The organism is Marinomonas lutimaris, from assembly GCF_019426345.1.
Lineage (GTDB): Bacteria > Pseudomonadota > Gammaproteobacteria > Pseudomonadales > Marinomonadaceae > Marinomonas > Marinomonas lutimaris.
Genome location: NZ_JAHLLW010000001.1, coordinates 503,335 through 519,513, shown reverse-complemented (window position 1 = coordinate 519,513; position 16,179 = coordinate 503,335). Strand labels below are relative to the sequence as shown.

14 protein-coding genes are annotated in these 16,179 nt (G+C 43.5%); 10 read left to right on the top strand and 4 right to left on the bottom strand.

Features of this window, described 5'->3' with window-relative positions:
- Window position 1: 1 nt before the first annotated feature.
- From KPL72_RS02270 to KPL72_RS02255, 4 genes are read right to left on the bottom strand one after another with little or no spacing between them, the layout of a single operon-like run.
- Complete coding sequence (locus KPL72_RS02270; RefSeq protein ID WP_212917361.1) at window positions 2–655, bottom strand: DUF2848 domain-containing protein; 654 nt, start codon at window positions 653–655, stop codon at window positions 2–4.
- 8 nt (window positions 656–663) lie between these two features.
- The gene (locus KPL72_RS02265) at window positions 664–1,944 is read right to left on the bottom strand and encodes a TRAP transporter large permease (protein WP_219701674.1); all 1,281 of its coding nucleotides are present in this window, start codon (window positions 1,942–1,944) and stop codon (window positions 664–666) included.
- Window positions 1,944–2,474, bottom strand: coding sequence for a TRAP transporter small permease subunit (locus KPL72_RS02260; RefSeq protein ID WP_219701673.1), 531 nt, complete (start codon window positions 2,472–2,474; stop codon window positions 1,944–1,946). Before KPL72_RS02260 ends, KPL72_RS02265 begins: the two co-directional genes overlap by 1 nt.
- Window positions 2,475–2,479: 5 nt before the next feature.
- Window positions 2,480–3,544 (bottom strand): TRAP transporter substrate-binding protein, encoded by a 1,065-nt coding sequence (locus KPL72_RS02255; RefSeq protein ID WP_219701672.1) that lies wholly within the window; start codon window positions 3,542–3,544, stop codon window positions 2,480–2,482.
- 190 nt (window positions 3,545–3,734) lie between these two features.
- On the opposite strand from KPL72_RS02255, the gene KPL72_RS02250 reads away from it, so the two are divergent.
- The 10 genes from KPL72_RS02250 (at window position 3,735) to KPL72_RS02205 (ending at window position 16,174) form a co-directional block, all read left to right on the top strand.
- Window positions 3,735–4,625: a LysR family transcriptional regulator gene (locus KPL72_RS02250; protein ID WP_219701671.1), complete on the top strand. Its 891-nt coding sequence runs from the start codon at window positions 3,735–3,737 to the stop codon at window positions 4,623–4,625.
- Window positions 4,626–4,750: 125 nt separating this feature from the next.
- A complete protein-coding gene (locus tag KPL72_RS02245) occupies window positions 4,751–5,551 on the top strand; it encodes a putative hydro-lyase (RefSeq protein ID WP_219701670.1) in 801 nt (266 codons plus the stop codon).
- Window positions 5,552–5,645: 94 nt separating this feature from the next.
- Window positions 5,646–6,623: a TRAP transporter substrate-binding protein gene (locus tag KPL72_RS02240; RefSeq protein WP_219701668.1), complete on the top strand. Its 978-nt coding sequence runs from the start codon at window positions 5,646–5,648 to the stop codon at window positions 6,621–6,623.
- Between the two features lie 122 nt (window positions 6,624–6,745).
- Window positions 6,746–7,264 (top strand): TRAP transporter small permease, encoded by a 519-nt coding sequence (locus KPL72_RS02235; protein ID WP_219701666.1) that lies wholly within the window; start codon window positions 6,746–6,748, stop codon window positions 7,262–7,264.
- Entirely contained in the window at window positions 7,264–8,571 is a 1,308-nt protein-coding gene (locus tag KPL72_RS02230; RefSeq protein WP_100186164.1) for a TRAP transporter large permease, read from the top strand. Before KPL72_RS02235 ends, KPL72_RS02230 begins: the two co-directional genes overlap by 1 nt.
- A 36-nt stretch (window positions 8,572–8,607) precedes the next feature.
- Entirely contained in the window at window positions 8,608–9,360 is a 753-nt protein-coding gene (locus tag KPL72_RS02225) for a 5-oxoprolinase subunit PxpA (protein WP_219701664.1), read from the top strand.
- Between the two features lie 3 nt (window positions 9,361–9,363).
- The gene (gene pxpB / locus KPL72_RS02220) at window positions 9,364–10,068 is read left to right on the top strand and encodes a 5-oxoprolinase subunit PxpB (protein WP_219701661.1); all 705 of its coding nucleotides are present in this window, start codon (window positions 9,364–9,366) and stop codon (window positions 10,066–10,068) included.
- Window positions 10,058–10,981: a 5-oxoprolinase subunit C family protein gene (locus KPL72_RS02215; RefSeq protein ID WP_219701659.1), complete on the top strand. Its 924-nt coding sequence runs from the start codon at window positions 10,058–10,060 to the stop codon at window positions 10,979–10,981. Before pxpB ends, KPL72_RS02215 begins: the two co-directional genes overlap by 11 nt.
- Window positions 10,982–11,116: 135 nt before the next feature.
- On the top strand, window positions 11,117–12,304 hold the full coding sequence (locus KPL72_RS02210) for an ABC transporter substrate-binding protein (RefSeq protein WP_219701658.1): 1,188 nt from the start codon (window positions 11,117–11,119) through the stop codon (window positions 12,302–12,304).
- Window positions 12,305–12,313: 9 nt separating this feature from the next.
- Window positions 12,314–16,174: a hybrid sensor histidine kinase/response regulator gene (locus tag KPL72_RS02205; RefSeq protein ID WP_219701657.1), complete on the top strand. Its 3,861-nt coding sequence runs from the start codon at window positions 12,314–12,316 to the stop codon at window positions 16,172–16,174.
- Window positions 16,175–16,179: the final 5 nt, after the last annotated feature.

Genomic DNA, 16,179 nt, shown 5'->3' with positions numbered 1-16,179 from the left:
ATTAGCTCACTATTGGCAATTCTTTGGTGATGTATTCACATGAAATAGTGCGATTTAATACAGGGTCATGAATACTCATACGAAATTTTTCTGTACGACGTACACCACCAATCGCAGGGCAAGTTCCACATAACATCGCACTTCCTTCAGGCAAGTTACCCTTCTCAATCAATTCCGTCAAAGGACGAATGTTCGCCAATGAACCTTTTTGATACTGAGTCCAACCTTCACCTTCGTCTACCCAAGATTCGATTAGCAACTCATCTAAATGATCCGCTACTTCATCAAAATCCCATAGCGTGGAAGAAACTGGTTTTACCGATACTTGCTTTGAATGAGCAACAGAATGCGCTTCTAGCTTTCTATCAGTATGATCAGAACCCACACCCAGCCACAATTTGCCTTCTGCCTTGATAATTAATGGTTCAACTTCACCAGAGGTATCCCCACTTAACACTTCAACAATCGGATCTTGCGTCACTAGCAAGTTAGATGCACGGTAAAATAATGGCACAGTAGAAGGCGGCGTTACGCCAATTTCTATTAACTCATCAATGTGTTCTTGAACAGACTCCATGTCTCGGGCTGTCCAGCCAGCAATGACTAAGTGTTTGATATCAATTTGCTTTGCAGTTTCATTCACGGTAAATAACATGATTTTCCTTAAAAATTATTAGGTAGGTAAAGAGAAATACTTGGATAAGCAATAAGCAGAATAATCATCAAGATCATCACGCCAACGTAAGGCAAGCTGCCCATGACCACATCTGAGATTTTGCCGTTCTTCCGGGCAGAGTTAACAACGTATAAATTCAATCCAACAGGTGGGGTAATCAATGCCATCTCAACCAAAATGATCATTAGAATACCGAACCAAATTTTGTCGTAGCCAAGCTCAACAATAATGGGAACGACAATAGGAATGGTCGCCACCATCAGCGACAAGGTCTCAATAAAGAACCCTAGAACAATGTACATCAAGACAATAATCAGCAAGGTAGCGATCGCGCTTAGCCCAAGACCTGCTAACAGATTTTGTAACGTCCGGCCCACACCCGCAGCGGTTAAAGCGAAATTGAGAACATACGCGCCCAATACCACCAACATAATCATGGCCGTAATTCGTATGGTTCCTGATAAGCTATCAAGCAGCATCTTCTTCGAAAATGCCTTGTAAGCAAGGGCTAGAACAAGCGCAATCAACACGCCAATAGCAGCGGCTTCTGTCGGTGTGGCCCAGCCCAAATAGATAGAGCCAACAATGCTGAACAATAAAACCAGAACAGGCAGAAGGGACTTCAATGCGACAAACTTTTCTTTCCAGCTACTGTGCTGTTTTGGCCCCCCTAAACGCGGCCAAATAGAACAAATAATGACAGTCACTATCATAAACATCAGCGCCATGCTGATACCTGGAACAATGCCAGCTAGAAACAATTTCGGAATAGAGCTTTCTGTCAGAAAACCATAAACGATCAAGTTTATAGACGGTGGGATCAAAATCCCCAAAGTACCGCCTGCGGCGATAGAGCCAGTAAATAAGCGTTGATCGTAACCTAGCTTTTCTGCTTGAGGTGTCGCAACGGTCGCTACCGTTGCTGCGGTTGCCACAGAAGAGCCCGACGTCGCTGAAAACATAGTCGCCGTTGCAATATTGGCGTGTATCAGACCACCCGGCAGCCACGAAACCCAAGCGTTAAGGGCACCGTAGGTTTTCTGTGCCACACCGCTGCGCAATAAAATCTCACCGATCAGTACAAACAGCGGTACAGCAATGAGCGTTGAGTGATTAGACGAAGACCATAAAACTTGCCCTAGTCCACGCATTAGAGGAAAAGGGCTAAAAAACTCATCAACCCCAAACGCCAATAGAAACAACACAATACCAACAGGAATAGATAAAGCGAGCAGGCCTAACAGACCAAAAAACGTAAAAGGAAGCATTATTCAGTCCCCGTACCGATAATATCGTCTACTTGATCGTGTTTACGCTGAATAACCAACCAAGTAGCACAAACCAGTAACACGCATGAAGTAACAGCAAACCATATCCACCCCGCCATCCATATAGATTGAGGAATGATAAGTGGCGTCTCTAATGAAGTATTGGCAAGTGACTGTCGCTTAAAGCTTTTTTCCACGACAGGAATCACATAATAAGCGGCATAAATCGCCACAAATGACGTAGCGCACAAAGCAATAAGATCTGAAATTGAACGCCCTACTGCCTTACTTTTGTTTCTTAACACATCAATACGTACATGGGCTTTTTCTGTTAATGCATAACAAATCCCCCAGCTAGAAACGGACGCCATGACATAACCAGAGATTTCTTCTGAACCACCAAAACTAATGCCGAATTCCCGCAACACAATATCAACTAGAATGAGGAGAATGCAGACCAACAAAACTAGGCCTGCAGCAATCGCCACCCCATTATTGATACGTTTTAACCAATCAATAATGCACATCATGGTAACTATTCTCCAGTCACAGCGACTTGAATACCAACAGCCTTCCCAACTGTGCTATTCCACTCTTTTACCCAGTCCTTGCCAGCGCGATCCGCCCAGTCTGGTAATACTTTTGAGGTAAGAATATCTTTAGCATGTGCTAAGTCAGCGTCACTCGGCTCAACCAACTTCATGCTATGGCTTGGCCCCTTGGCGCATTCGCCGTTAGCAGTTAAACAAGCCACATCTTGATCAAGGTCACCCTGAGCGGCGTCCCATACTGGTTTTTCGAATTTAGTAGCAACTTCAGATTGTAGGAATGCTTGCTGCTCGTTTGAAAGATCGTCCCATTTGTCTAGATTAATGGCCGTAACCACAGGATCCCATCCACCCAATGGCAAGGTCATCAGAGTCGTGGTTACTTCCCACCAACCCGCGCTATAACCAGAGCCTGCGCCAGTCACTGCACAATCGATAACGCCACGCTGTAAAGCGCCTGGCACTTCACCAAATCCAATATTCACGCTTTGTGCGCCTAACGCATCTAAGAACTTCGCAGTCATACGACCAGAAGCACGAACTTTCAAACCAGATAAATCCTCTAGAGACGATACCGGCACCTTACAAAACACCACTTGAGGTGGGTAAGGTACAATGGCCAATACTTTCGAGTTAAAGGCTGTCTCATAAATCTTTTCGACCATTGGACGAGCTGCATTTACCATTTTGTGGGCTTCTTCCGCTGTATTCGCTAATAGAGGAACATCTAGTCCTTCTAATGCTGGTGCATCAGCAACGGCATAGTCGCCAACCGTCATGCCAATATCAAAAACGCCATCACCCAGCATTCGAAAAACATCGCCACCGCCAATCCCCATTTGGTCATGCGTTGTCATAGAAACACTAAAATCACCCTTGCTGTCACTAGGCAATGTGTTTGTCCAAAAGGGTTGTTCAAATTGTTTATAAAGCGGCAAGCTGCTCCAACTACCGACAATAGAAAGAGACTCATCTGCAAAAGTATTACCTGTGAAAAGCGCCCCAGCTAAAACAAAAGGCATCCCCGTTTTGCATATATTCTGCTTAGTCATGTTCGTGTCCTATTTTGTGAATTTGTTGGTTACAAATTTTTTTATATACCCCAAAAGACAAATTGTCTTCAGATAGGCTGAGTTCAGTGTTGAACGCTCAAGTGATAAAGTCAATTCGCTATTTTCTTTCTAAAGTGATAAAAAAAACTGATCGCCAATACAACTAACACAAAAATAAAGAGCGCATGAGATGAACTTTGATCAATTAAAAACCTTCCTTTGGGTCGCAAAATTAGGCGGAGTACGAAGAGCCGCCCAGCAGATGAATTTATCCCAACCGGCTGTTTCTGCACGAATTTCGGCGCTGGAAGAAGAGCTGGGGATTAAGCTATTTGATCGTCAAAAAAGTGGCGTTGTACTGACAAAAGAAGGCTTATTGCTAAGATCGCATGCAGAACGAGTAGAAAGCTATTTGTCACAAATTAGAGCTGAGCTAACGCCCTCAGAAGAAGTAAAAGGCACATTACGAATCGGCGTAGCAGAAACTATTGCACAATCCTGGCTGTCTGAATTCCTTTCAGCTCTCAGGAAGCATTACCCAAAACTGGTTGTTGAACTTTCGGTCGACATAACCATGAACTTACGCGATCAATTATTAAGCAGAAACATGGATTTAGTGTTTCTAATGGGGCCGCTATCAGAAGGTAATGTGGAAAATATTACTTTACCGTCGTTCCAGCTTGGTTGGTTCTGCCATCCACAAACTGAAAACAAGGATCTGGGCAGCGGCGCACCTATTATTTCTTTTTCTCGACTCTCTCGCCCTTATCAAGAACTCATGTCTGAGTTAATGCGACGCTATCGAGAAGTAGGGCAAGTTTTTCCTTCAACATCACTATCCACCAGCTTTGAAATGATCGCCTCAGGCATTGGCGTTGGTGTTTTACCAATACAACTGGCTCAGCGTTTTATAGAGGCAAACCGTCTTATTTCTTTTGATCCAGGTTGGGTGCCGGATGACCTTATTTTCACCGCGTCTTACTTAAATGATCCAAGGGACCATATTGTTTATCAAGTCGCGCAACTGGCACTTCAGGTTGCCAAAGACTACGACCAAAAAACCAAACCACAGAAGAAATAAGAGCCAAATAAAAAATTTGATAAAAAAAATTGATCAAATAGCCCAAAAAAACACGATTAGACTTTTAAGGTAAGCAAGATCTACTCTTAGTTATCAACAATGTGGCAAGAATAAGGAAAAAGTAAATGAAATCAGCCCCATCAACCTTACTGCAGCAAACCGCTGACTTGCGCCAAGCCATTCGTAGCAAGGCACATACGGGCGTTACTAGCGGCTTAGCACAAGGTGCGATGCAAGGTAACGTGGTGATTTTGCCAGCCGATTGGGCAAATGATTTTTTACTTTATTGCCAAAAAAATCCAGTTTCATGTCCTTTAATTGGTGTATCTGAAGTGGGTAATTTTACGATGCCAGAGCTTGGCAACGACATTGATATGCGCCACGACATCCCAGAATACTATGTGTACCGTAATGGCGAAAAAGTCGAAAGCCGCTCCGATATTGAAGACCTATGGCAAGACGACATGGTGGCGTTTGTATTGGGCTGCTCTTTTTCTTTTGAAAACGCGCTATCACAAGCAGGACTAACGCCAAGAAACATAGAAGAAGACGTAAATGTCTCTATGTTTGAAACCAATATTGCCACTGTGCCTGCGGGGCGTTTTTTCGGTAACACAGTGGTCACCATGCGCCCTTATGTTCCAAAAGATGCGATTCGTGCGATTCAAATTACCACACGTTTTCCCAAAGCACACGGTGCTCCACTACACTTTGGTTCACCACAAGACATTGGCATTGCAGATTTAAACAAGCCAGATTACGGCGATGCTGTAAGCGTTAAAGACGGCGAAATCCCAGTTTTTTGGGCTTGTGGCGTCACTCCACAAGTGGCCATTCGTAATGCCAAACCACCAATTTGCATTACACACGCACCAGGAAAGATGCTTGTGACAGATATTTTAGATACGGACCTCGCTGTGCTATAGCTTTTTCAGAACCTTGAATGACAACACGCAGGTAGAAACTACCGCATCATTGATAATAAAAAACAAATAACTTTTAAAAATAGGAACGAACACCATGTCAAAATTAACCAGTGCATTACTTATTAGTGGCGTCGCTATCGGCGGCCTTACTTCTACTGCCAGCTTTGCCGAAAAATGGCACATGCCAACTCCTTACGGTGATGGCAATTTACAAACACAAATCGCTTATAGCTTCGCGAAAGAAATCAAAAACAATACCAATGGCGACCTTGATATCACGGTTCACTCTGGTGGTTCTTTGGTCAAGCACACTGAAATCCCACGCTCAGTAAAAACAGGGCAAGTACAGATGGGCGAAGTGTTTTTGGGTATTTTGGGCAATGAAAATCCTATCTATAAACACGACAATATTCCGTTTTTGGCAACGTCTTTTGAAGACGCCAAAAAATTGTGGGAAGCGGCTAAACCTTCTATCGCTAAGGAATTGGACAAAGACGGCATGATGTTGCTTTATACCGTTGCATGGCCAGCACAGAGCCTTTACAGCAAAGAGCCAGTAAACAGCTTGGCCGATTTGAAAGGTCAAAAAATGCGTGCTTACAGCCCAACACAGTCGCGCCTTGCTGATCTAATGAATACCACACCAATGACCATTCAAACGCCTGATATTCCTCAAGCTTTTAGTACTGGCATTATCCAAGCCATGATCACTTCGCCATCGACAGGCGTTGATAGCCAAGCTTGGGATTACGTGAACTATTACACAGATGTGAAAGCATGGATTCCAAAAAATATCGTTGTGGTGAACAAGCGTGCTTTTCGTCGTTTAGATAAAGCGACTCAACAAGTAATACTAGACGCAGCGAAAAACGCCGAAGCGGCAGGTTGGACCCAAATCGCAGCACGCGCAGCGAAAGATAAAGCAACTTTGGTTGAAAACGGCATGGTGGTATCGGATCCATCACCTCAGTTAGTTGAAGAACTAAAAGCCATTGGTAAAACGATGACAGAAGAATGGAAAGCGGAAGCACCAAAAGAAATTGGTGAAATCCTGACTCGTTATCAGAACTGATCATCAAGAGTCTTTAGCGAATAAAAAAGACTCATAAATAAAAGCGTCCTCCCAACACCCCTAGTTTTTTTGTTGATACAACATCAAGCTAGGTGGTGTCTTCCAAGCAAAAAGTGAACACTATGAGCCAATTAAAAGAAAAGCTGTACCTCTGTTCTGGCCTGTTGTCCGGTTTGTGTATCGTTATTATCACCTTGCTTTTATTAGCGCAAATCGTCGGTCGTTTATTCGGTTTTATTGTACCCTCTGCGGAAGATTTTGCAGGGTACGCGCTTGCAGCATCGACCTTTCTTGGATTGGCTTATACCTTCCGTGAAGGCGGTCATATTCGAGTCACCTTGCTGATTCAACGATTTTCTCCAGTCCCCCGCAGGATACAAGAAGGTGTAATTCTGGTCTTGTCCTTTGGGCTATTGTGCTATTTGTCCTACGCCTGCAGTTACATGGTGTACGAATCTTATATTTATGAAGAAGTGTCCTACGGTTATATTCCGATTCCGCTTTGGATTCCTCAGCTGCCTGTTGCGATTGGTGTAATCGCGTTGAACCTTGCCATTTTAGATGCATTAGTCACTGTATTGCGTGGTAAAAAGCCCACTTACAGTGAACAAGAAGACGCTCTGTCTTTGGAGGAAATCTAATGGATATGATGTGGATTTCTATCCTGCTGGCGTTTGCCATGCTTGCCCTTTTGTCACTGGGTGTTTGGGTGTCTTTTACCCTAATCGCCATTGGTGGTTTGGGCTTAATTCTTTCTGAAAACTATCAAGTGGATTTGCTTTTTGCGACCTCAAGCTGGGGGGCAAGTACCGCGTGGTCACTGACCGCTTTACCACTGTTTATTTGGATGGGTGAGGTGCTGTTTCGTACGCGCTTATCAGAAGATTTATTCAAAGGTCTATCGCCATGGTTAGGCGGAGTACCAGGTAAATTACTACATGTGAATATTCTTAGCTGTGGCATTTTTGCTGCGGTATCAGGCTCTTCTGCGGCAACCGCTGCGACCATTGGACGCATGACTTTGCCAGAGCTGCGCAAGCAAGGTTACAGCGATCGCATGGCCATCGGCACCTTGGCAGGCTCTGGGACCTTGGGTCTGCTCATTCCGCCATCGATTATTTTGATTGTGTATGGCGTGGCGGCAGAAGTATCTATCGCACGTTTGTTTATCGCTGGCGCTTTGCCAGGCTTGTTATTAGTCACCCTATTTATGGGCTTTACCATGATTTGGGGACATCTACACAAGGACGAATTACCTAAAACAACGGGTCATGAAACTAGCTGGTCGGCACGCATTAAAGGCTTACGTAAACTATTGCCAGTCGTCGGGTTGATTGGTTTTGTATTGGGGTCTATTTACGGCGGTATTACGACACCAACCGAAGCTGCCGCTATTGGTGTGGCCGGTGCATTGGTACTGGCTGCATTCACTGGATCATTAAGCCGTCACAGCTTTATGGACAGCTTATTAGGCGCGGTAAAAAGCTCTTGTATGATTGGTTTCATCCTAGTTGGCGCGCACTTTTTGACACTAGCAATGGGCTTTTTAGGTATACCTAAAGCCTTGGCTTTGTGGATTTCTGGCATGTCTTTATCGCCTATGGAACTAATCTTATACCTTACAGTGTTGTTCGTGATCCTAGGCTGCTTCTTGGATGGTATTTCTGTGGTGGTGCTGACCGTTGCTGTCATATTGCCTATGGTACAAGCTGCGAATATTGATCTGTTGTGGTTTGGTATCTTCATAGTGTTGGTGGTGGAAATGTCGCAAATCACCCCGCCCGTTGGCTTCAACCTTTTTGTGATACAGGCTCTGACGGGGAAAAATATTTTGTATGTGGCAAAAGCTGCCCTGCCGTTCTTTTTACTGATTGGCGTAGCCATCTTGTTGATCAGTATTTTTCCTGAAATTGTCACGTATTTACCAACGACCATGTCTCAAAACTAACCGCCTTCAACAGTAAACAGGCACGAGGAACCAAAGATGAAATTAAATTGCGATATGGGCGAAGCGTTCGGCGCTTGGAAAATGGGCTTAGACGATAAAATCATGCCATTTGTCGATCAGGCAAACATCGCTTGCGGCTTCCATGCTTCTGATCCACTGACCATGGCAAAAACCGTTGAATTGGCAAAACAACATAATGTCACCATTGGTGCGCATCCCGCTTATCCAGACTTGGTTGGCTTTGGTCGTCGTAACATGGACATCGCACCCGGTGAATTAAAAGCGCTCATTCAATACCAAATTGGCGCGTTAAAAGGTATCTGCGAAAGCCAAAATACCCAAGTGGATTACGTCAAACCCCATGGCGCTTTGTACAACACCATGATGGCAGATTTCACTGTGTTAGACACGGTGATGCAAGCGGTAAGCGAGCTAGACGCTACCTTGCCACTAATGGTGATGGCGGTACCAGAAGCTCCTGAAATCCAGAAGATGGCGAAGAAATACGGTATCCAAGTTTGGTTTGAAGCTTTTTCTGATCGTTTATACACAGACGAAGGCAGACTCACGCCCCGTAAAGAACCCAATGCCGTTCACGCCAGTTTTGATTTGATCGAAAAGCAAGTCGAGCAACTATGCGAAACGGGCATGTTAACGACCACATCAGGCAAACAGCTGGCGATACATGCCGATACTATTTGTGTACATGGCGATGGTGCTCATGCAGTGGACGCTGTTATGCGCATTCGCTCTTTAGTGGATCGTTTAAACAACACAAACGTGAAATAAATTATGAGCCGCGAAGACTTCCCGAACATAGAAATGGTCAGTAATCAGGCCTGCTTATTGACCTTTAATCAGGTGATTAGCGAAGCGACCTCTAATTACATTGCTCAAGTCACGCAACATTTGACGAAACTAGCGGGCATTGTTGATTTGGTACCATCCTACACCACGCTTTTGGTCGTGTTTGATGATGATCATTATGACCGCTTTGCTATTTTCAAAACCATTCGTCAGACCATAGAAGCCATTGATCCTAATGACTTTTCGGTCAAAGATCAGCGCGAAGTGGTGATTCCTGTGTATTACGGCAAAGAAGTCGGGCCAGATATCGAAAACGTAGCCAAGCACTGTCATTTAAGCATCGACGAAATAATTCAGCGCCATAGTGAAACAACCTATCGAGCCTATGCCATTGGCTTTACACCGGGGTTTGCTTTCTTAGGTAATACACCCGATGAACTACACGTTCCAAGAAAAACTACGCCGCGCTTAAAAGTCCCGATTGGCAGCGTGGCGTTAGCAGAAAATCAAACAGCGGTTTATCCAAGCGTGACACCTGGTGGCTGGCAAATTATTGGTCGCACACCAGTCAATTTGATTGATTGGGGCAGCAAGAATCTCGCACTAATCGCCATGGGAGATTCGGTGCGATTCGAGCCTATTTCTCGGGATGAATTCTTAGTACTAGGAGGTCAGCTCGATGGCTTTTAAAGTAATCAAACCCGGCTTGTTGGCGCTGATTCAAGACTTGGGCCGCCACGGTCATCAATCTATTGGCCTAACCACTGGCGGACCGATGGATGAAGTTGCCTTTCGTTGGGCCAACGCTCTACTCGATAACGACAGTAATAGCCCAGAGATCGAAATTACGTTTGGCATGTTCATATTAGAAGCGCAAGCCGATACCAGCATCGCCATCACCGGGGCGGATCTTGCAGCAACGCTGAACGAGAAAAGCATCACGCCTTGGCAAACCTACGCCATTAAAAAAGGCGATGTATTAGCCTTCCACCAGCCAGTTTGGGGCTTGCGAGCTTACCTCGCAGTAAAAGGCGGTTTTCACTGCGAGCCGACGCTAGGCAGTGTTGCCACGGTGGTGCGTGAAAAAATTGGCGGACTCACTGGCAAAGGTGACAAACTGCAAAAAGGCGATCTATTAGCCTATCAAGCTTTCTCGGGCCATGAAAAAAGATCAGTGCCTCGCTTAGCGATTCCAAATTATGGCAACAAAGAAATACCGGTCATTTTAGGTTATCAGTATCAGTCTTTTTCCTCGTTAGATCGCGCCAACTTTTTCTCTAGCGATTACACAGTATCGTCCAACTCAGACCGCATGGGCTATCGCTTGGAAGGCCAAGAAGTTCACAGCGACTTAAAAGGGATCATTTCGGAAGGTATTGCTTATGGTGCGATTCAAGTCCCGAAAGACGGCCAGCCTATTGTCTTGCTGCAGGACAGACAAACCATCGGCGGCTACCCAAAAATGGGCTGCGTCACCCGCGTTGGCGGTGGCATTCTTGCCCAACAAAAGCCGGGGGATATTATCCAGTTCACTCCTATCACAGTCGATCAAGCCGAGCGAGAGCGTCATTTACAAATGGCTCGACTTACTCAGTGGCGTTAATATTTTCTTATCAATACAAAGCTGGGTAACCAGCTTTGACATTTACTTACCAAACTTACATTTCATTCCTGTTTTTTTATCTTAGACTGATAACTCACTACTTTGCTTATCGTATCGGCGGGATTGAATCTGTTTATGATATTAAAAGTCATTGCTTGTTTAACACTATCCCTTTTTTTATTAGGTGAAAAAGCGTATTCATCGGAATTACGTTTTGGTTTTACTGGCCCATTGACGGGTCCAAATGCCTTTATGGGCAATCAGATTGTAAGGGGCATAAAATTAGGCTTTGACCGTATTAATGACAGCAAGAAACTGAACTATCAACTTTTATTAGTTCCCTTAGACGATGGCTATGAGCCAAGTAGAACACCTTCTCAAGTCAACACTCTAATCAATGATTATGGAGTGAAAGCCATGTTAGGTAGTGTTGGCACACCAACTAACCTTGCTTCCCTTAGTGTGTTATCAAAATACGATATTCCGCTTATATCGCCACTCACTGGTGCACAATCTATTAGAGCGGAAAGGTCTTCTCCATTTATATTTAATACACGGGCAAGCTATTCAGAAGAAGCCTACTATTTAATAAAAGTACTGGTGAATGATTTAGGTATAAAGCCTAATGAGATTGCGGTTTTCGCGCAGAAAGACAGTTACGGTGACGCAGGATTAGCAAGTACGATAGCAGCTTTAACCAATGCTGGGCTGAAAGACCCAACATCAATACTACAGATTAGACATCAACGAAATAGTAGCGAAGTAAGCCACTCCGTTGCTGATGTCTTAGCTGTTTTCCCAATACCTAAAGCCATTATTATGATCAGTACTTATGATACAAGCGCTAACTTCATTAAGCAGCTTGAAAGCTTTGGCGTATCACCACTATTTGCCACCTTTTCATTTACGGGGTTAGAGGCATTACAGACAAAAATTAATGACACTAAAGCAAAAGTATTAATCACCCAAACAACCCCTTCGCTAAATAATTCAAACGCTCCGATCATAAAACAACTGAAAGAAGACATGGCACGATTTGGCGACCTAGCTCCTCCAACGACAATGCAACTAGAAGGCTACATCAATGCTCTCATTGTTGGACAAGCTCTTTTGCCACTAAAAGACATGCCCGCCAGCAAAGAGATCGAAGACAGCCTGAAAAAGCTTACGAGAGATAATAATGATTCTCAGAAACAAAACGAACTGTCTGTTTTGAACCCTAAAAAAAGACACATTTGGGTGCAATTTATTAACCATGGAGAATTACAAGAACTACTTTTCACTGACACACAGTCACCAGTTATTGAGCAAGAGACTGAGTAGGGCTGCATTATGATGACATTAGATCGACATCACTTATCCATCTCTCCCTTGGTTTGGCTTTTAGCTTTTGTCGCTTTAATTTCTTCTATCATCGGAGCCGTTATCTTAACCGCTGCCTTGCAGGAACTAACACAACAAAGGCAAGACCTAAGAGCACAGCAAACAAAACTATTAAACGCATCTGCAGAGCTAAGAGAAATTGTCCCTGCGTTCCGTAGTCAGCTTCGTCAAGCCTTGTTTGAAGGTACTAATTCGGCCGTTGATAACGCACAGCAAATGGCTCTTTATCATCAATCTATCGCTACGCTCCGTTCTGAGTCTATCAACACAAAAACCGCTGCTATAAGCGCTCAATTAGAAGAGCGCGAACAAAGCATGTTAGACATAACCAATAAAATTAACGACTGGCATACCCGAAGAACCCAACATGTTTTAAACGAAATACAACTCGACTTCCCCGCCAAAGCCATTGCTCATCTTAGCAATTTAAAGCGTTCTATCTATTCCATGACAGGAGATAACCGCCTACGAGAAAATGCGTTAATCTACCAGTACAATACATCCTCAATCGACGACAGAGATGAACTTGCCAAAGAGTATTTAAAGCTTCGTCTTTCACGACTAGAGTCTGCATTAAACACTGCAATGGAAGACGTAAACACACTTGAAGTCGCTTTAAATGTCATGCTGGTTTCTAACTCGCTAAGCACCATTACCGATTTAAAAGATAACCAAATCAAATCCTCCCTCGACCGCTTAGATTATGTCATTGCAGAGTCTGCCAAAACACATCCAGACGCAGCGGAATACCTACAAATAGAAAGAAATGCGTTGGGTAATATTCTATTTGGCGAGCAATATTATTTTGATAATACAAATCAAGTTATCGTACTCGGAAACAATGGCCTTTTTCATATGCGCCTCGAGCATATATTGCTAGAAGAAGAAAAAATCGAGCTTAATAATTTATTAGAAAATATCTTTTTGCCCTTACCACGTTTAATGGATCAAATCGGTGAGTATGTTCAGGTCAATTCAAAGAACTTAGAGCAACAAATTGAAGATAGGTTAAAAGATGTTAAATCACGCATTATCTTGATCAGCATTATTACGATTGCCATATTACTTATATTAGCGTGGGCTATTTCACGCAGAGTGACGCGACAATTATCTAGTTTTATCAAAAGCGAAGAGCGCTTTCGCTCTATGTTTGAAGTATCGCCAGACCCAACTTGGATACTCATTGATTTAAAAATGGTGGAGTGCAACGATGCCGCGATTCAGACACTTCAATTTCCCAGCAAAGAAAAACTACTGGATACCGAGCTAACCAACCTTTCTCCAACTGAACAAGCTGATGGTCGACTCTCTTCAGTACATTTTGAAAGCCTTTCTGAGAAGGTCGCGCAGCATGGCCACACGAGAACAGAATGGGTCTTCCAACGCTATGATGGCGAATTGATCTATGCGGACATGACCATTCTATCGATTTCTTTTAATAATAAACCAGCCACTATCATATCTTGGCGAGACGTGACGGAAAGAGTCATGTCACAGCAATCTCTAGCGCAATATAAAGTAAAGCTGGAAAATGACATCGCCTTACAAACAGGCGAGCTACAAACGGCAAAAGAAGCGGCAGAAAATGCCAATCAAGCAAAAAGTGAATTTCTTGCCAACATGAGCCATGAAATTCGTACACCAATGAACTCTATCATCGGTATGTCCTCGTTAGCACTTCGAACCGACTTAACAGACAAACAACGCAGTTATATTCAAAAAGTCAGTCACTCAGCCGAGTCTCTTCTCAACATTATTAACGATATCTTAGACTTTTCAAAAATCGAAGCACGAAAAATGGACATTGAAAAAGTCCCTTTTAAGTTACATAGCCTTATCCATAATGTGACCCATGTACTTGAGCTGAAAATTGAAGAAAAGGGGTTAGAGCTCATCATAGATATTGACCAAGAGATACCAGAAAGCGTGGTAGGAGATCCCACCAAACTGCGCCAAATTCTACTGAACCTGAGCAACAACGCGGTTAAGTTTACAGAAGCGGGGGAAATTATCATTAAAGCCACTTCTTTTAAGCAAAATCAGCAAGAACATATCATCCACTTCTGCGTGCAAGATACGGGCATTGGCATCAATCAAGATACACAGGACAAGCTGTTTAAATCCTTCTCTCAAGCTGATGCATCGACAACGAGAAAATTCGGAGGCACCGGGCTTGGACTTGCTATATCAAAACGGCTTATTCAGCTTATGGGCGGAGAGATTTGGGTAGAAAGTGAAGAAGGCAAAGGTAGCACCTTTAATTTTACCTTACCTTTCCAGCATTGTGACAAACACCCTGCTCAGTTCACTCTTAGCCCTCAGGTTAGCTTAAGCCAAGTCGTCATTGTGGATGATAACGACACAGCAAGAGATGTTCTAAAAGCGAACGTGGAAGCTCTCGGCCTTATTTGTCACTCTTGCAAGAGTGGGTATGAAGCTATTGAGTATATCCATTCACTAAAAGGGTGTTCGCATCCTTATCCACTGATGCTGATCGATTGGAAAATGCCGGGGCTTGATGGCATAGAGACCTGCAAAGCTATCTTTGAACACACAGACAAGCAATCTCCGCTTACCATCATTATGGTCACGGCCTACAAACTAGATGAAGTACAACAAGCTGGTAATGGTCTTCCTATAGCAGGCTATTTGACTAAGCCCGTCACGGCCTCTAGCTTATTTGATCAAATTATCAATGTCTGTGGCTCTGAAAGTGGACCACTAAATGATAAAGCACTCTACCAGACAAGCCTTGACTGCTCTTATGAATTTTCAGGGGTAAAAATATTATTAGTTGAAGACAACGAAATAAACCGCGAATTAGCGGAAGATATACTCACACAACAAGGCATCGACGTAACCACCGCCAATAACGGCCAAGAAGCGATTGATAAGCTAGAAAAAGAGCAATTCGATTGTATCTTGATGGATTGCCAAATGCCCATCATGGATGGCTACATGGCCACCCAAAAAATTCGCTCTATGGTGCAATATAAAGACTTACCTATTATTGCGATGACTGCCAACGTCATGCAAGAAGATATCAAGCGCGCCAAAGAATCTGGTATGAACGACCATATTGCCAAACCTATTAACATAGACACCATGTTTGCCACATTACAAACGTGGATAAACATGAGCAATCGGGGTTCTTTAGAGACATCAAGGTCATCGGTTGATGAGAATCTTAATACCGATATTCTGCCTAACAGCCCGTATATTGATGTCGAAGCAGGCTTGGCAAGAACCCTTACTAGCTCGCTTTATACTCGCTTATTAAAACGATTTTTAGTGACCCAAGTCTATTTCATCGAAGAATACGAAGCTTGTTTGGCAGCGAATGACAAAGAAACAGCCAATCGACACGCCCACACACTGAAAGGCATCGCTGCTACATTAGGAATGACTCAACTGAGCGTATCTTCTGAACGACTAGAAAATGCGATCGAAGAAGACAAAACAGATCTCTCATCTATACTAAAAGCAGTAGAGAATGACCTAAACACGGTTCTTAATGAACTAAAAATTTGGGATAAAATGTGCTCTACGGATTTGGCACAAACGCCTCAACCACCTTTAGTTATGACACAAGAAGAAATTCAAAAAAACATTGAAAAATTAAACACTTATATTGAAAGTAATACGGTTCAAGCCTTGCCATTAGCACAAGCAATACTCCCAAATATTACCGACAGACGTCTTTATGACAGCATGCTTAAAATCGTTGCAGCCTTAAACCTTTACGATTTTGAACAAGCAATGAAACATTTAACTATACTCAAAGAATATTTAGAGGACTCTGAGCAGTAAACATC

Bases quoted from the DNA above. Each gene is read 5' to 3' on its own strand.
- KPL72_RS02235 (WP_219701666.1), top strand. From the start codon at position 6,746: ATGAGCCAATTAAAAGAAAAGCTGTACCTCTGTTCTGGCCTGTTGTCC.
- pxpB (WP_219701661.1), top strand. From the start codon at position 9,364: ATGAGCCGCGAAGACTTCCCGAACATAGAAATGGTCAGTAATCAGGCC.
- KPL72_RS02225 (WP_219701664.1), top strand. From the start codon at position 8,608: ATGAAATTAAATTGCGATATGGGCGAAGCGTTCGGCGCTTGGAAAATG.
- KPL72_RS02205 (WP_219701657.1), top strand. From the start codon at position 12,314: ATGATGACATTAGATCGACATCACTTATCCATCTCTCCCTTGGTTTGG.
- KPL72_RS02255 (WP_219701672.1), bottom strand. From the start codon at position 3,544: ATGACTAAGCAGAATATATGCAAAACGGGGATGCCTTTTGTTTTAGCT.
- KPL72_RS02215 (WP_219701659.1), top strand. From the start codon at position 10,058: ATGGCTTTTAAAGTAATCAAACCCGGCTTGTTGGCGCTGATTCAAGAC.
- KPL72_RS02260 (WP_219701673.1), bottom strand. From the start codon at position 2,474: ATGATGTGCATTATTGATTGGTTAAAACGTATCAATAATGGGGTGGCG.
- KPL72_RS02245 (WP_219701670.1), top strand. From the start codon at position 4,751: ATGAAATCAGCCCCATCAACCTTACTGCAGCAAACCGCTGACTTGCGC.
- KPL72_RS02265 (WP_219701674.1), bottom strand. From the start codon at position 1,944: ATGCTTCCTTTTACGTTTTTTGGTCTGTTAGGCCTGCTCGCTTTATCT.
- KPL72_RS02270 (WP_212917361.1), bottom strand. From the start codon at position 655: ATGTTATTTACCGTGAATGAAACTGCAAAGCAAATTGATATCAAACAC.
- KPL72_RS02250 (WP_219701671.1), top strand. From the start codon at position 3,735: ATGAACTTTGATCAATTAAAAACCTTCCTTTGGGTCGCAAAATTAGGC.
- KPL72_RS02210 (WP_219701658.1), top strand. From the start codon at position 11,117: ATGATATTAAAAGTCATTGCTTGTTTAACACTATCCCTTTTTTTATTA.
- KPL72_RS02240 (WP_219701668.1), top strand. From the start codon at position 5,646: ATGTCAAAATTAACCAGTGCATTACTTATTAGTGGCGTCGCTATCGGC.
- KPL72_RS02230 (WP_100186164.1), top strand. From the start codon at position 7,264: ATGGATATGATGTGGATTTCTATCCTGCTGGCGTTTGCCATGCTTGCC.